This is a genomic window from Curtobacterium sp. MCPF17_031 (assembly GCF_003234035.1).
In the GTDB taxonomy this organism is placed as follows: domain Bacteria; phylum Actinomycetota; class Actinomycetes; order Actinomycetales; family Microbacteriaceae; genus Curtobacterium.
The window spans coordinates 59979-75698 of the sequence record NZ_QKSG01000009.1; the positions used below are offsets into that span (position 1 = coordinate 59979).

General features: G+C 70.2%; 15 protein-coding genes. 1 reads left to right on the forward strand and 14 read right to left on the reverse strand.

The genetic code is table 11. From position 1 onward, the window contains the following. The first annotated feature begins 60 nt into the window (after nt 1-60). Nucleotides 61-672, forward strand: a complete 612-nt coding sequence (locus tag DEJ31_RS13165; RefSeq protein WP_111122094.1) for a class I SAM-dependent methyltransferase — start codon at nt 61-63, stop codon at nt 670-672. Between the two features lie 192 nt (nt 673-864). Here DEJ31_RS13165 and dapF read toward each other — a convergent pair whose 3' ends face one another. The 14 genes from dapF to DEJ31_RS13235 all read right to left on the reverse strand — a co-directional run bounded on the left by dapF (nt 865) and on the right by DEJ31_RS13235 (nt 15678). After that, complete coding sequence (dapF, locus tag DEJ31_RS13170) at nt 865-1755, reverse strand: diaminopimelate epimerase (RefSeq protein WP_110904758.1); 891 nt, start codon at nt 1753-1755, stop codon at nt 865-867. Continuing rightward, entirely contained in the window at nt 1752-2702 is a 951-nt protein-coding gene (gene miaA / locus DEJ31_RS13175) for a tRNA (adenosine(37)-N6)-dimethylallyltransferase MiaA (protein ID WP_258366302.1), read from the reverse strand. Before miaA ends, dapF begins: the two co-directional genes overlap by 4 nt. Beyond that, nucleotides 2689-4197, reverse strand: a complete 1509-nt coding sequence (gene miaB, locus DEJ31_RS13180; RefSeq protein ID WP_111122095.1) for a tRNA (N6-isopentenyl adenosine(37)-C2)-methylthiotransferase MiaB — start codon at nt 4195-4197, stop codon at nt 2689-2691. The genes miaA and miaB overlap by 14 nt, the downstream gene beginning before the upstream one ends. Before the next feature lie 145 nt (nt 4198-4342). Beyond that, nucleotides 4343-5218 carry a regulatory protein RecX gene (locus tag DEJ31_RS13185; RefSeq protein ID WP_111122096.1) on the reverse strand — a complete coding sequence of 292 codons (876 nt, stop codon included), beginning with the start codon at nt 5216-5218 and terminating at the stop codon, nt 4343-4345. Continuing rightward, on the reverse strand, nt 5215-6267 hold the full coding sequence (gene recA / locus DEJ31_RS13190; RefSeq protein ID WP_110904761.1) for a recombinase RecA: 1053 nt from the start codon (nt 6265-6267) through the stop codon (nt 5215-5217). Before recA ends, DEJ31_RS13185 begins: the two co-directional genes overlap by 4 nt. A gap of 266 nt (nt 6268-6533) precedes the next feature. Further along, on the reverse strand, nt 6534-6758 hold the full coding sequence (locus DEJ31_RS13195) for a DUF3046 domain-containing protein (protein ID WP_110904762.1): 225 nt from the start codon (nt 6756-6758) through the stop codon (nt 6534-6536). Nucleotides 6759-6828: 70 nt separating this feature from the next. After that, nucleotides 6829-7137, reverse strand: coding sequence for a helix-turn-helix domain-containing protein (locus DEJ31_RS13200; RefSeq protein ID WP_110823882.1), 309 nt, complete (start codon nt 7135-7137; stop codon nt 6829-6831). A gap of 154 nt (nt 7138-7291) precedes the next feature. Further along, the gene (locus tag DEJ31_RS13205) at nt 7292-7783 is read right to left on the reverse strand and encodes a CinA family protein (protein WP_111122135.1); all 492 of its coding nucleotides are present in this window, start codon (nt 7781-7783) and stop codon (nt 7292-7294) included. Nucleotides 7784-7821: 38 nt separating this feature from the next. Further along, on the reverse strand, nt 7822-8454 hold the full coding sequence (gene pgsA, locus DEJ31_RS13210) for a CDP-diacylglycerol--glycerol-3-phosphate 3-phosphatidyltransferase (RefSeq protein WP_110904763.1): 633 nt from the start codon (nt 8452-8454) through the stop codon (nt 7822-7824). Nucleotides 8455-8458: 4 nt separating this feature from the next. Further along, complete coding sequence (locus tag DEJ31_RS13215) at nt 8459-11494, reverse strand: DNA translocase FtsK (RefSeq protein ID WP_110904764.1); 3036 nt, start codon at nt 11492-11494, stop codon at nt 8459-8461. A 99-nt stretch (nt 11495-11593) separates the two neighbouring features. Continuing rightward, nucleotides 11594-13270: a ribonuclease J gene (locus DEJ31_RS13220; protein WP_110904765.1), complete on the reverse strand. Its 1677-nt coding sequence runs from the start codon at nt 13268-13270 to the stop codon at nt 11594-11596. 48 nt (nt 13271-13318) lie between these two features. Further along, nucleotides 13319-14296, reverse strand: a complete 978-nt coding sequence (gene dapA, locus DEJ31_RS13225; RefSeq protein ID WP_110904766.1) for a 4-hydroxy-tetrahydrodipicolinate synthase — start codon at nt 14294-14296, stop codon at nt 13319-13321. Between the two features lie 51 nt (nt 14297-14347). Further along, nucleotides 14348-14875, reverse strand: coding sequence for a dihydrofolate reductase (locus DEJ31_RS13230; protein ID WP_111122097.1), 528 nt, complete (start codon nt 14873-14875; stop codon nt 14348-14350). Further along, nucleotides 14875-15678 (reverse strand): thymidylate synthase, encoded by an 804-nt coding sequence (locus DEJ31_RS13235; protein WP_111045058.1) that lies wholly within the window; start codon nt 15676-15678, stop codon nt 14875-14877. Before DEJ31_RS13235 ends, DEJ31_RS13230 begins: the two co-directional genes overlap by 1 nt. Nucleotides 15679-15720: the final 42 nt, after the last annotated feature.

The following is a 15720-nucleotide window of genomic DNA, read 5'->3' on the forward strand; positions in this document are numbered from 1 at the left end:
CTGTCCACAGGCTACCTCCGGACGTCTCAGGACACACGGGGTTCCCGGTACGGTTCTTCCATGGCGAACGACCACTACTTCTCGGCCACCCCGGAGAGCGCGGCGCGACCGCGGCAGATCCGGGTGACCCTCGCCGGTCGGACGCTCGAGCTCACCACCGCGGCGGGTGTCTTCAGCCCCGACGGCGTCGATCGCGGCACGAGCGTGCTGCTGCAGAACGTCCCCGCTCCCGCGCCGGACGGGAACCTGCTCGACGTCGGCTGCGGCTGGGGGCCGCTGGCGATCACGATGGCGCTGCAGTCCCCGGACGCCCACGTGTGGGGCGTCGACGTCAACGAGCGCGTGCTCGACCTGGCCCGGACCAACGCGGCCGCCGCCGGTGCGGAGAACGTCGCGGTCGGACTGCCCGCGGAGATCCCCGCTGACACGACGTTCGCCACGATCTGGTCCAACCCACCGATCCGGGTCGGCAAGGACGAACTGCACGACATCCTCCGCACCTGGATCCCGCGGCTCGCGGTCGGCGGCGACGCCTGGCTGGTCGTCTCGAAGGACCTCGGGGGCGACTCCCTGCAACGCTGGTTGCAGCAGATGCTGGGGGACGGCTTCACCGTCGTGCGGGCGACGACCGACAAGGGCTTCCGCGTCATCCGGGTGCACCGCACAGCCTGACGAGCGCGCTCGCGCGGTCATCCGGGAAGCGCGGTCAGGCTGGAGTGCGCGGTCATGGCATGGAGACGCGGGCTGCTCAGCCTGGAGGCACGGATCGCCGCACCGACGTCCGCCCGGTGATCCGGGCCTCCCGTCCGACGGCACCGTCACCCTCACCCTCACCCTCACCCTCACCGGGAGCGGCGCACCCGCTCAGACCGTCAGGTCTCCGGAGAACACGAGCTCGGCCGGACCGGCGAGCGAGACGTGTTCGCCGTCCTCGGTCGCCGTCATGCGCACGGTGAGCACGCCACCCGGCACGCGGACGCGCCAGGTGTTCGGTGCCGAGGCTCCAGCCCAGTGCCGGGTGGCGAGGGCGGCCGCCACCGCGCCGGTGCCGCAGGACAGTGTCTCGCCACTGCCCCGCTCGTGCACGCGCATCGTGATCTCGCCGACGCCGTCGGTGACGAGCGGGTCACCGGGCAGGACGAACTCGACGTTGGCACCGGTGGCCGGTGCCGGGTCGAGGACCGGGATGTAGGTGAGGTCGATGCCCGCGAGCTCCGCTTCGCTGGCCACCGCGACGACGACGTGCGGGTTGCCGACGTCGATGCCCAGACCGGGACGCGCGTTGTCCAGGTCCTTCGCCCGGACGAGGACGTCGTCCGCTCCCCCGCCGTCGATGCCGAGTCCCCAGCGCCCGAGGTCCGCGGCGAACCCGTTCGTGGAGCGCTGGATGTCGACGACGCCCTTCCGGCTGCCGACCGTCAGCGTCCGCCCGGGCTCGAGGTCGACGAGCCCCGCCTCGGTCAGGTACCGGGCGAAGACGCGGATGCCGTTGCCGCACATCTCCGCGACCGAGCCGTCGGCGTTGTGGTAGTCCATGAACCAGGTCGCATCGGGGTCCTCGTCGAGGATGGCCCGTCCTTCCGGGATCGCGTCGGAGCGCACGGCACGGATGACGCCGTCGGCGCCGACCCCGAACCGACGGTCGGCGATCGCGCGGATCCGGTCGGGGGTCAGGTCGACCGTGGCGTCGGGGTCGGCGAACAGGACGAAGTCGTTGCCGGTCCCGTGGCCCTTGGTGAAGTGCAGCTCGGTCACGGGACGATCCTACGGGCCAGGTCGGACAGCTCCGCCGTGCCGGCCCCGGTGACGTCGAGCGTGCTGACGTGCGTCGTGTCACCGTCGGCGTAGCGCTTGAACCAGGAGACCTGCCGACGGGCGTACTTGCGCGTGGCGATGCTCGTGGCCTCGACGGCCTCCTCGGTGCTCGCCTCGCCGCGGAGGACCTGCAGCGCCTGCGCGTAGCCGATCGCGGCACGGGCCGTCGGGCCCTGCTCGAGCCCCTCGTCGCGGAGGCGCGCGACCTCGTCGACGAGCCCGTCGGCGAACATCCGCTCGGCCCGCACGCGCAGGGCGTCGACGAGCTGCTCACGGTCGCGACGCAGGTGCAGGACCTGCGCGGGTCGCCAGGACCGCGGGGCGGACGGGAGGCTCGGCGTGACACGGTCTGACCGGCTCGCGATCTCGACGGCGCGGACCAGACGACGCGGGTTCCGCGCGTCGATGACGGCGGCGGCCTCGGGGTCGAGCGCGCGGAGCCGCTCGAGCAGGACGTTCGGGCCGAGTTCGCGGTGCTCGCGCTCCAGTTGCTCGCGGAGGACCGGGTCGGTGCCCGGGAACGCGAGGTCGAACAGCACCGCCGAGACGTACAGCCCGCTGCCGCCGACGAGGACCGCGACCCCGCCGTCCGCCGTGATGTCCGCGATGACGGCTCGGGCGTCGCGCTGGTACGCGGCGACGCTCGCCTCGTCGGTCACTCGGAGGACGTCGAACAGGTGGTGCGGGATGCCACGCCGTTCGGACTCCGGGACCTTCGCCGTCCCGATGTCCATGCCGCGGTAGAGCTGCATGGCGTCCGCGTTGACGATCTCCGCCCGTCGGCCCTGCGCCCGGTGCCGCTCGGCGATGTCGAGGGCGAGTTCGGACTTGCCGGTGCCGGTCGCCCCGACGACGGCGACGACGGCGATCAGGTCAGCGGCCGACACGGAGCGTGGGGAGGCCGAGCGACACCGGGCGGGCGCCCTCGCCGGGCACGGTCGGGGTCGGGACGCCGCAGGACTCGGCCTGCGCGGTGTCCCAGGCGTCGCCGGCCCGGGTGCGACGGATGCGCAACGGAGCGTCGGAATCCGCGAGGAGGAAGTGGGGTGCCGACCTGGTGATGTCCACCGAGACCACGTCGCCGGGCCGCGGGACCTCGGAGCCGGTCGGGACGGCGAAGTGCACCAGGCGGGAGTCCTCCGCGCGGCCGGAGAGCCGGCGCGTGGCGTCGTCCTTCTTGCCTTCACCCGTGGCGACCAGGACCTCGACCGTGCGACCCACCTGCGCGGCGTTCTCCTCGGCGGTGATGCGCTCCTGCAGCGCGATGAGTCGCTCGTACCGTTCCTGCACGACCTGCTTCGGCAGTTGCTCGTCCATCGTCGCGGCCGGGGTGCCAGGACGGATCGAGTACTGGAACGTGAACGCCGTCGCGAAGCGGGCCTGTTCGACGACCCGGAGTGTGTCCTGGAAGTCGGCTTCGGTCTCGCCGGGGAAGCCGACGATGACGTCCGTGGAGATCGCCGCGTGCGGGATGGCGGCACGCACCCGGTCGAGGATCCCGAGGAACCGCTCGCTGCGGTAGCTGCGACGCATGGCCTTGAGCACCCGGTCGGACCCGGACTGCAGCGGCATGTGCAGCTGCGGCATCACGTTCGGCGTCTCGGCCATCGCGGCGATGACGTCGTCCGTGAACGCGGCGGGGTGGGGGCTCGTGAAGCGGACGCGTTCCAGACCGGCGATCTGCCCGGTGGCGCGGAGGAGCTTGCCGAATGCCTGGCGGTCGCCGAACTCGACGCCGTAGGAGTTCACGTTCTGGCCGAGCAGGGTGACCTCGATCGCCCCGTCGTCGACGAGCGCCTGGATCTCGGCGAGGACGTCGCCGGGACGGCGGTCCTTCTCCTTGCCACGCAGGGAGGGCACGATGCAGAACGTGCAGGTGTTGTTGCAGCCGACGGAGATCGACACCCAGCCGCTGGAGGTCGACTCCCGCTTGGTGGGGAGCGTCGACGGGAAGACCTCGAGCGACTCGAGGATCTCGAGCTGCGCCTCGCCGTTGTGCCGCGCTCGTTCGAGCAGGGTCGGCAACGATCCCATGTTGTGCGTACCGAAGACGACGTCCACCCAGGGTGCCTTCTCGAGGATGACGTCCTTGTCCTTCTGCGCCAGGCAGCCGCCGACCGCGATCTGCATGCCCGGGTGGTCGCGCTTGATCGACGCGAGGCGCCCGAGGTTGCCGTAGAGACGCTTGTCGGCGTTCTCGCGGACCGCGCAGGTGTTGATGACGACGACGTCAGCCTGCTCGTCCTCGGACCCGAAGGATCCGGCGGCGACGTACCCGGCGGCGCGGAGCGAACCGCTGAGCCGCTCGGAATCGTGCACGTTCATCTGGCACCCGTACGTGCGGACTTCGTAGGTACGCGGGCGCGAGGCGACGGTGTCCATGATCGTCCAGTGTAGGTCCGGACTCGGGGACCCCGGCGGCGGCGCCGGGACGTCCGCGCGGAGGCACCGGGAGCGCGAGAACGGGCCGGAGCGCGTCCGCTCCGGCCCGTTCCTGACACGTCACGCGGCAGGCATCACTCGTCCGTCACTCGAAGCGGACGGTCCCGCCCCCGGTCGTCGGACGTCGCGGTCCGTCCAGGGCACGCTCGACGGCGACGCGGACGACACCACCGTTGTAGCCCTTGCGCATCAGGAACCCGGACAGCCGGCGTTCTGCGGTCGCCCGGTCGAGGCCGCGCATCTGTCCGGCACGCTTCGCAGCCAGCTCGAGGGCCCGGACGAACTCGTCGTCCTCGTCGTCGGCGGCCGCTTCGAGGGCGGCGTCGATGGCGGCCTGGTCGATACCCCGACGACGGAGGTCGGCGACGATCGCCTGCCGCCCGAGCCCCTTCCGCGAGTGCATCCGGTCGACCAGGTCGGTGGCCAACGCGACGTCGTCGAGCAGCCCGACCCGCGTCAGCCGCTCGATCTCGTGCTCGATGACGTCCGGGTCGAACTCGTCCTGCTTGACGAGCATCGCCCGGAGTTCGGAGGTGCTGACGCCACGACGGCTCAGCGCTCGCATGCTGATGCGCTCGGCGTCAGCACGCTGCTCGTCGAGCGGCCGCGGTGCGTCGGCGGGATCGATCTCCCCGCCGGTGATCGAGAAGACCGACGCGGTCGGGGCATCGGCTTCCTCCCCGTCGTACCCGCTCTGCTCGGCACGAGTCGTGCGTCCGGAGCCGTCCCCCACCACGGGCGACAGCCACTCGGACTGCACGCCGCGGATCGGCAGCGGCACCGGGGTGTCTGCGTCGGGACGGTCGGCGCCGGCGCTGCTGTCAGCCTCGGGGGCGTCCTCGGGGCCAGCCGACTGTGGAGGAGCCGTCCGCGGCGCCGCAGCGGACGAGCCCCGACGGGACCGCGCACCGAACAGGTCGGTGACGGGTGCGAGGTCCGCGTCGTCCTCTCCGGCCGTCACGCGCCCTTCGCGACCTTCGGCGCGATCGACTCGACCGGTGCCGCTTCCTTGGCCCCACCGACACCGAGCTTGGCGAGGATCTTGCCCTCGATCTCGGCCGCGATCTCGGGGTTCTGGATCAGGAAGGCACGGGAGTTCTCCTTGCCCTGGCCGAGCTGGTCACCGTCGTACGTGTACCAAGCACCGGACTTCTTGACGATGTTGTGGTCGACACCGAAATCGAGCAGCGAGCCTTCGCGGGAGATGCCGACGCCGTACAGGATGTCGAATTCGGCCTGCTTGAAGGGCGGCGCCATCTTGTTCTTCACGACCTTGACGCGGGTGCGGTTGCCGACTGCTTCGGTACCGGTCTTCAGTGTCTCGATGCGGCGGATGTCGAGGCGGACGGAGGCGTAGAACTTCAGCGCCTTACCGCCGGACGTGGTCTCCGGCGAACCGAAGAACACGCCGATCTTCTCGCGCAGCTGGTTGATGAAGATCATCGTGGTCTGCGTCTGGTTCAGGCCACCGGCCAGCTTGCGGAGGGCCTGCGACATGAGGCGTGCCTGCAGACCGACGTGCGAGTCACCCATCTCACCTTCGATCTCGGCACGCGGCACGAGGGCTGCGACGGAGTCGATGACGATGAGGTCGATGGAGCCCGAACGGACGAGCATGTCCGCGATCTCGAGGGCCTGCTCAGCCGTGTCGGGCTGCGACACCAGGAGCGCGTCGATGTCGACACCGAGCTTCTTGGCGTACTCGGGGTCGAGCGCGTGCTCCGCGTCGATGAACGCGGCGATGCCGCCGTTCCGCTGGGCGTTGGCGATGGCGTGGATCGTCAAGGTCGTCTTGCCGGAGGACTCCGGACCGTAGATCTCGATGATGCGGCCACGGGGAAGTCCACCGATGCCGAGCGCGACGTCCAGCGCGACGGAGCCGGTGGGGATGACGGCGACCGGAGCACGCTCGTCGGTCCCGAGGCGCATCACGGCACCCTTGCCGAACTGACGGTCGATCTGGGCGAGTGCGGTCTCGAGGGCCTTCTCGCGGTCTACTGCTGATGGCATGGGATGCTCCTTCGTGCTGGTGACGGCCGCCTGTAGGCTGTCGCGTCCGGACCGGCCGATGGTGCAAGGCCACTCGTTCTGCGACAAGGCTTCGGACGTGTTCCGATGTCCATGAACCTACGGCCGCCCACCGACATCACTGGCCGGGCGAGCGTGGGTTGTGGATGGAGCATCCGGTCAACGTCGCTGTGCAGGAACGTAGCACCGACCGAACACGTGTTCGAGCGACACGCCGAACACACGTTCGCCTCGCGCGCGGGAGCCCGTCAGCTCCGCGGCTCCTGCAGGCCACGCCCGTGCCGACGCTCCTCGGGGACGTCCTGCGAGTCGCACAGCGCCTCCCAGACCGTCCGTGCGTCGATCCCGGCATCGAGAGCGTCCGCCGCCGAGCGCCCTCCGAGTTGCTCGAGCACGACGTCCCGCGCGACGACCGCCCCGTACGCATCCCCGAACACCTGGTCGACGGCTCGCCAGAACTCACTCACGCGCATCGGACCACCCTAACAACGGCGAACGCCCCCGCCGGCGGACCGGCGAGGGCGTTCGTTCGTGCGATACGTGTCAGCGCACCGCGAGGTCGTTGTCGAACTCGGCGACGAGTTCATCGGGAAGCGTGTCCGGGACCCGGGTGAGTCCTTCGACCACCGCGAGACGGTCACCCACTTCGCGCATGATCGTCGAGATGGGAGTGTCGAGAGCATCCGCAACCGAAGCGAGGATCTCCGAGCTGGCCTCTTTCTGACCACGCTCGACCTCGCTGAGGTACCCGAGGGCAACGCTGGCCTTGGACGCGACCTGACGGAGGGTCCGGCCCTTCTGCAAGCGGAAGTCCCGCAGCACATCGCCGATTTCCTGACGAACGAGAACCATGAGAACTCCTCCTTCCTGTCATCTCCGCGCCCGCTCGGTCGGGATGACCGAGCTCGGGTTCAGCAACCGTGACGTTGCCGGTTGCAGCATGGTAGCCAGTACGGCTGCCGTCCTGCTGGAGATTGCGTGAGATGTAACCTGACGGTCACGCCACCTATTCCACGCCCCGGACTCTGGATCGCAGTCGTGTCAGGAGTTCGGAGACGACGGCCCGTCGGATCGTCCCGCGCTCCCCGTCCAGGTGCAGTTCGACCGCTTTCGCGCCGGAACCGCCCGCGATGCCGATGAACACGGTACCGACCGGCTTGCCGTCCTGTGGGTCCGGACCGGCGACACCCGTCGTGCTGATCCCCCAGGTCGCCGGGACGTCGTCGACTGCCAGCGCGATCCGGACACCAGCGGCCATCTGGCGCGCGACCTCCGGGTCGACCGCACCGCGCTCGGCGAGCAGGTCGGCGTCGACGCCGAGCACCGTCGCCTTCACCGGGGTCGCGTAGGCCACGACTCCCCCGCGCACGACGGCGCTGGCCCCCGGGACGCCGACGAGTTCCGCGACGACGAGCCCGCCGGTCAGCGACTCCGCCACCGCGACCGTCTCGCCTCGCGCGGTGAGCTCCGCGACGAGCGCCCGAGCGACGTCAGCCACGTCGGTGCCGTCTGCGGGACCTCCGTCGACCGGGAGGCTCACGCTACGGTCCGGTTGTGCTTCCAGGCCTGCACGAGGTAGTCCACCCCGCTGGCGACCGTCGCGACGAACGCCGCGGTCATGAGGATGCCGTTCACCCAGTGCGCGAGGTCGCCGACGAGGTTCCACCACGGGAACAGCGCGAGCGTGATCGCGACGGCCTGCAGCACGGTCTTGATCTTCCCGCCGCGGCTGGCCGGGATCACCCGGTCGGACAGCACCGCGAAGCGGAAGACCGTGATCCCGATCTCGCGGATCATGATCAGCACGGTCACGTACCAGGGCAACTCGCCGAGGATCGACAGGGCGACGAGCGCGCCGCCGATCAGGACCTTGTCGGCGATCGGGTCGACGAGCTTGCCGAAGTCGGTGACCAGGTTCTGCCGGCGGGCGATGATGCCGTCGGCGCTGTCCGTGACGATCGCCACGACGAAGAGCACGGCGGCCCAGATGCGGACCGGTCCGTCGGAGCCGGCGTCGGCGAGGAGCAGGACGAAGAACAGGGGCGCCATGAGGATGCGCACCACGGTGATGATGTTGGCGACGTTCGCGGTCGACGCGGGGCCGGGACCCTTGCGCAGGATCCGGCCGCGCCACGGGAACCGGTTCGTCGTGCCGTCGGAGGCGGTCATGGTCTCACTCCCTGCCCGTCAGGCCCCAGGCGTCCTCGTCGGTGTCGCCTTCCTCTTCATCGTACCCGCGCGTCATGCCGGCGACCGGGTCGTTGCCGTACCGGTCGTCCGACCCGACTGCCGCGCCAGCGGGGGCGGACGGAGCACCGGCCGGCGCAGCGGGTGTCGAAGCGACGGTTGTCGAAGCGACGGGGGCCGGCGCAGCGGGGGGTTCTTCGCCCCGGAGCTTCGCGAGCACCGAGGGCAGCTGGTCCCCGGTGACGAGGACGTCGCGCGCCTTCGACCCCTCGGACGGTCCGACGATGTCGCGGGACTCCATGAGGTCCATGAGGCGCCCGGCCTTCGCGAAGCCGACGCGGAGCTTGCGCTGCAGCATCGACGTCGAGCCGAACTGCGTCGAGACGACCTGCTCCACCGCCGCGAGCAGCAGTTCGAGGTCGTCGCCGATGTCAGCGTCGATCTCCTTGCGCTCGACCACGGCAGCGACGTCCTGGCGGTACTCGGGCTGGGCCTGCCGGGTGACGTGCTGGACGACCTCGGCGACCTCGCCCTCCTGCACCCAGGCGCCCTGCACGCGGACGGCCTTCGAGGACCCCATCGGCAGGAAGAGCCCGTCGCCCTGGCCGATGAGCTTGTCCGCCCCGGGCTGGTCGAGGATGACGCGGGAGTCGGTGACGCTGGTCACGGCGAACGCGATCCGGGAGGGCACGTTCGCCTTGATGAGCCCGGTGATGACGTCCACCGACGGGCGCTGCGTGGCGAGCACCAGGTGGATGCCGGCGGCACGGGCGAGCTGGGTGATGCGGACGATGGACTCCTCGACGTCGCGCGGGGCGACGAGCATGAGGTCCGCGAGCTCGTCGACGACGACGAGCAGGTACGGGTACGGCTTGAGCTTCCGCTCACTGCCGGCCGGCAGCACGATCTCCTCGTTCTGGACGGCCTTGTTGAAGTCGTCGACGTGGCGGAACCCGAAGGACGCCAGGTCGTCGTACCGCATGTCCATCTCCTTCACGACCCACTGCAGCGCTTCGGCCGCCTTCTTCGGGTTCGTGATGATCGGGGTGATCAGGTGCGGGACCCCCGCGTAGATGGACAGCTCGACGCGCTTCGGGTCGACGAGGACCATCCGCACCTCCGACGGCTTCGCCCGCATGAGCAGCGAGGTGATCATCGAGTTGATGAACACCGACTTGCCCGAGCCGGTGGAGCCCGCGACCAACAGGTGCGGCATCTTCGCGAGGTTCGCGACGACGAAGCCGCCCTCGACGTCCTTGCCGACGCCGATCGTCATCGGGTGCTTCGACTTGGTGGCGGCACTCGAGCGCAGCACGTCGCCGAGGGACACGATCTCGCGGTCGCTGTTCGGGATCTCGACGCCGATCGCGCTCTTGCCGGGGATCGGCGAGAGGATGCGGACCTCGTTCGAGGCCACCGCGTACGACAGGTTCTTCGACAGCGCGGTGACGCGTTCGACCTTCACGCCCGGGCCGAGCTCGATCTCGTAGCGCGTGACCGTCGGTCCGCGCGAGAACCCGGTGACCTTCGCATCGACCTTGAACTCGGTGAGGACACCGGTGATCGCCGCGACGATCTCGTCGTTCGCCTGGCTGCGGGCGACCGACGGCGTGCCGGCGCTCAGCGTGGTCGCGGCGGGCAGGCGGTACGGCTGCGCCGGGTCCTCGGCACCGGCGACGGGCGACGGTCCCTCGGGCTCGTCCTCGACACCGACCTCGCCGAGGTCGGACTCACCGGAGACCACGGGCACGGACACCACGGGCACGGAGACGACGGGCACCGGCGCGATGGCGGGTGCGGCCACGGCTGCGGCGGACGGGAGGCCCGTGGCCACGGCCGCCGCGACGTCACGGTCCGGTCGGAACGCCTCGGTCGGCGCTGCCGGCGCTGGTGAGCCGAAGTCGCGGAGCGCCTGCTCGGCCCGGTCGAGGTCGTCGGCGACGTCCTGCTCGATCGAGTCGTTGAGGTTGACCGACTCGGGCTCGGCCGGCGTCAGGTCGCGCAGCCCGGCGGTACCGGCAGCACGGGAGCCGGCACCGACCGCGGCAGCACCGGCCGGCGGGATGACCGGGCTGTCGTACGCCGGGTCCTCTTCACGCCCGGACTTGTTTCGCCGCCACCAGGGCAGGTGCTCGTCGGCCCCCGGCTCGACGGGGGCACCGTCCTCGTCGAACCCGAGGTCCTCGAACAGCGGGAAGTCCTGCGACTGACCCTTCCCACCGCGCTTCCGGGTCGGCTTCGTGGCGACAGCGGCCGCGTCGACGTCGTCCTCGGTCATCTCGGCTGCGGGGCCGGGCGCGCCGAACAGGTAGGCGTACAGCTCGTGCAGACGGCGACCGAGCTTGTTCGGCGGCGTCTTGGTGATGATGAAGAGGGACAGTGCGAGCAGCACGATCGCGACCGGCACGGCCACCCAGGCGGTGGCGACCGCGACGAGCCACCCGATGACGACCCAGCCGAGCACGCCACCGGCGGCAGCGAGGGCGGGCATGCCGTCCACTGCGCTCGGCTGGCCGCCGAAGACGTGGCAGAGCGATGCGATCGAGACGAGCAGCAACCCGAGACCGATGCCGATCCGGGTGTTGTCGTGCACGGACGCCGGGTGCCGGAAGAGCCAACCGGCGAAGACGACCATGATCACCGGGAGTGCGAACGCCAGTCGACCGAACAGGCCGCCGAACGTGTACGCGTCGAGTGCGATGGAGACCGCGTTGGTCGGGTTGAGCCACTCCACCACGGCACCGGCGATCGCCAGGACGAACAGCAGGAACGGGAAGCCGTCGCGGCGCTGGTCCTTCTCGAGCGACTCCTTGCCGAGCAGCCGGAAGCCGGCACCGACGCCGTGCGCCATGCCCAGCCACGCGGTCACGAGCGGGTTCTGCTCGCGGAACACCGGCGACGGTGCCGCCTGCGGCAGTTTCTTCGTCGTGGCCTGGGTACGCGACGTCCCGCGCGGCCCGCCTCCACGGGTCGACGATGACGACGCGCGCGTGCGCGTGGTCGACTTGGTGCCTCCGGCCATGGGGTCGACCCTAACGCCAGCCGACGACGATGGACGCAAGGCCCGCCGCAGCGTCCGTGGCGGACGTGACGGCGGGCCTCCAGGACGAGACGACGGTGCCTACGCCTCGATGACCACCGGCACGATCATCGGACGACGTCGGTGCTTCGTGTTCACCCAGCGGCCGACGGTACGGCGGACGACCTGGCTGAACGCGTGGGTGTCCCGGGTGCCGTTGGCGGCGGCCTCGGCCAGGGCCTTCGCGATCTGTGGGCGGACCTCGTCGAAGACGGAGTCGTCCTCGGCGAACCCGCGCGACTGGATCTCCGGCCCGATCACGCACTGGCCCGTCGTGAAGTCGACCGCGCAGAAGACGGTGATGAAGCCCTCTTCGGCCAGGACGCGGCGGTCCTTGAGGTCGGCGTCCGTGATCTCGCCGACCGTGGAGCCGTCGACGTAGACGTACGCGATGTCGAGCTGGCCGGCGACGGTGACCTGGCCGTCCTTGAGGTCGACGACCGTACCGTCCTCGCCCAGGATCACGTTGCGCGGCGGGACACCCGTCTGGATCGCCAGGTCGGCGTTCGCGAACAGGTGGCGGTGCTCGCCGTGCACGGGCATCACGTTGCGCGGACGCAGGATGTTGTAGCAGTAGAGCAGCTCGCCGGCGGAAGCGTGCCCGGAGACGTGCACCTTGGCATTGCCCTTGTGCACGACCTTGGCGCCGAGCTTCGTCAGCCCGTCGATGACCCGGTAGACGGCGTTCTCGTTGCCCGGGATGAGCGACGAGGCGAGGATGACGGTGTCGCCCTCGCCGATCTCGATCTGGTGCTCGAGGTTCGCCATCCGCGCCAGGACCGCCATCGGCTCGCCCTGGGACCCGGTCGACATGTAGACGATCTGGTCGTCGGGGACGTTCTTCGCCTTCTTGGTGTCGATGAGCACGTTCTCCGGCACGCGGAGGTACCCGAGCTCGGCGGCGATCGTCATGTTGCGGATCATCGACCGGCCCATGAACGCGACCTTGCGGTTCGCGGCAGCGGCGGCGTCGAGGACCTGCTGGACGCGGTGCACGTGCGACGAGAAGCTCGCCACGACGACCTTCTTGCGGGCGCGCGTGATGATGTTCTCGAGCACCGGGCCGATGTCGCGCTCGGGGGCGGTGAAGCCCGGCACGTCCGCGTTCGTCGAGTCCGGCAGGAACAGGTCGACGCCGAGCTCGCCCAGACGGGCGAAGGCTCGGAGGTCGGTGATCCGGTCGTCCAGCGGCAGCTGGTCCATCTTGAAGTCACCCGTGTGCAGGACGCGGCCGGCCGGCGTGGTGATGGCGACGGCGAGGGCGTCCGGGATCGAGTGGTTCACCGCGACGAACTCGAGGTGGAACGGACCGATCTGCTCGGTCTGGTCCTCGGCCACGTTCAGTGTGTACGGCTTGATCCGGTGTTCCTTGAGCTTCGCCTCGACGAGCGCGAGGGTCAGCGTGGAACCGATCAGCGGGATGTCGCCGCGGAGCTTCAACAGGTACGGGACGGCGCCGATGTGGTCCTCGTGGCCGTGCGTGAGCACGACACCGAGGACGTCGTCGAGCCGGTCTCGGATTGGCGTGAAGTCCGGCAGGATGAGGTCGACACCCGGCTGGTGCTCCTCGGGGAAGAGGACGCCGGCGTCGACGATGAGGATCTTGCCCTCGAACTCGTAGACGGTCATGTTGCGACCGATCTCGCCGAGTCCCCCGACGGGGATGACTCGGAGGGTTCCGGGTTCGAGCGGCTGCGGTGCGGAGATCTGTGTGGGCATTCGGTCCTACGGATTCGGGCGACGCACGTCGTGCGCCGCGGTGTTCGTCTAGCGGGTGGTGCCTGGCACCTTCGGTAGCGCACCGCCGGCCGCTGCGTTGCGGTCGGGGCGGAAGTTGGAGAAGTCGGCGCCCGGAACGTCGTGGACCGCTTCGAGCGAGGTCTCGATGGCGTACGCCTCGGAGTCCTCGGGGCCGACGAGGGGCAGCCGGACGCGCGGGCTGCCGATGCGGCCGAGTCCGTGCAGCACGTACTTCGCCGCCACGGTGCCCGGCACGTGGGTCATGATCGCGCGGACGAGCGGCTCGAGGCGCTTGTGCTCGGCGGTCGCGGTCGCCAGGTCCCCGCGGTTCACGGCGTCGACGATGGCGCGGTACGGCGCGCTCGTGATGTTCGCGGTGACGCCGATGAGTCCAGTCGCGCCGATCGACAGGTGCGGGAGCACGTTCGTGTCGTCGCCGGAGAAGTACATGAGGTCGGTGTTGTTGAGGACCCGGGACACCTCGGCGAAGTCGCCCTTGGCGTCCTTCACCGCGAGGATGTTCGGGTGCTTCGACGCCCGGAGGATCGTGTCGTACGTGATCGGGATGCCGGTGCGGCCCGGGATGTCGTACAGGATGACCGGCAGGTCGGTCGCGTCGGCGATCATCCGGAAGTGCGTCAGGACACCGGCCTGGGTCGGCTTGTTGTAGTACGGCGTGACGATCATGACGCCGTCGGCGCCGGCGCGCTCGCTCTGCTTGTACAGGTGGATCGCGTGGGCGGTCTCGTTCGAGCCACCGCCGGTGATGATCTTCGCGCGGCCCGCGGCGACGGACTTGCCGACCTCGACCAGGCGGAGCTTCTCCGGGTCGGTGAGGGTGGACGTCTCGCCGGTGGTGCCGGTGACGACGATGCCGTCGGCCCCCGCGGTGATGCAGTCGTCGATGTGCTGCTCGACGCCCGGCCAGTCCACTTCGCCGTCGGCGGTGAACGGGGTCACGAGCGCGACGAGGACCTGGCCGAAGGGATTCTCACGCGTGGACACGGACACCAGCGTACCGGCCCGCGCGCTCCCGGCGTCCGTCCGCCCGGACGGTCAGCGGCGGCGCCACTCCAGGAAGCGGTAGCGGGTACCGGTCCGGGACTCCTGCCACGGGCCGTCGTCGACGAGCTCCCACGCGTCGTCGATCGAAGGTGCCACGGTGTCCCCTGCAGCCTGCACGTCGACGATCGTCTCGGAGACCCGGTCGGCGAGTGCGAGTGCGTCCCGGTAGACGGCACCACCGCCGATCACCCAGACGGGTCCACCGGACGCCCGAGCCTGTTCGATCGCCGGGCCCAGCTCGTGCACGACCTCGGCGCCGTCGGCGCGGAAGTCCGGGTCACGGGTGAGCACGACGTTGCGACGGCCGGGCAGCGGTCGGAACCGCTCCGGCAGGGACTCCCAGGTGCGTCGGCCCATCACGACGGTGCCGCTGCCGGTCACCGCACGGAAGTGGGCGAGGTCCTCTGGGACGTGCCACGGGATGCCGCCGTCGGCACCGATGACACCGTCGGTGGACCGCGCCCAGACGAGACCGACGGAGACCGTACCGACCGCGGTGCCGTCCCCGGCTGCGCCCATCAGACCGCGACCTTGCCGGAGATCGCCGGGTGGTGCTCGTAGCCGACGACGGTGATGTCCTCGTACTCGTAGTCGTCGATCGAGTCGCGCGGGGCGAGCTCGAGCGTCGGCAGCGGGAACGCCGTGCGGGACAGCTGCTCCTGCACCTGCTCGACGTGGTTGTCGTAGACGTGGCAGTCGCCGCCGGTCCAGATGAAGTCACCGACCTCGAGCCCGGTCTGCGCCGCGACCATGTGAGTCAGCAGCGCGTACGAGGCGATGTTGAACGGGACGCCGAGGAACATGTCCGCGCTCCGCTGGTACAGCTGGCACGAGAGCTTGCCGTCGTTGACGTAGAACTGGAAGAAGGCGTGGCAGGGGGCGAGCGCCATGCTGGGGATGTCCGCCACGTTCCAGGCCGACACGATGAGTCGGCGGGAGTCCGGGTTGCTCCGGATCTGCTCGATCACCTGGGCGATCTGGTCGACGTGCTCTCCCGACGGGGTCGGCCAGGAACGCCACTGCACGCCGTAGACCGGTCCGAGGTCGCCGTCCTCGCCCGCCCACTCGTTCCAGATCCGCACGCCGTGCTCCTGCAGCCACCCCACGTTCGAGTCGCCGCGGAGGAACCAGAGCAGCTCGTACGCGATCGACTTCATGTGCACGCGCTTCGTCGTGATGAGCGGGAAGCCCTGTGACAGGTCGTAGCGCAGCTGGGCGCCGAACAGACTGCGGGTCCCGGTGCCGGTCCGGTCGCCCTTGGGCGAACCCTCCTCGAGCACTCGGCGCAGCAGGTCTTCGTACGGCGTGGGGTTCTCGGTCACGACGTCGAGCCTAAGCGACACCGCGCCGGGCCCGCGGTCAGC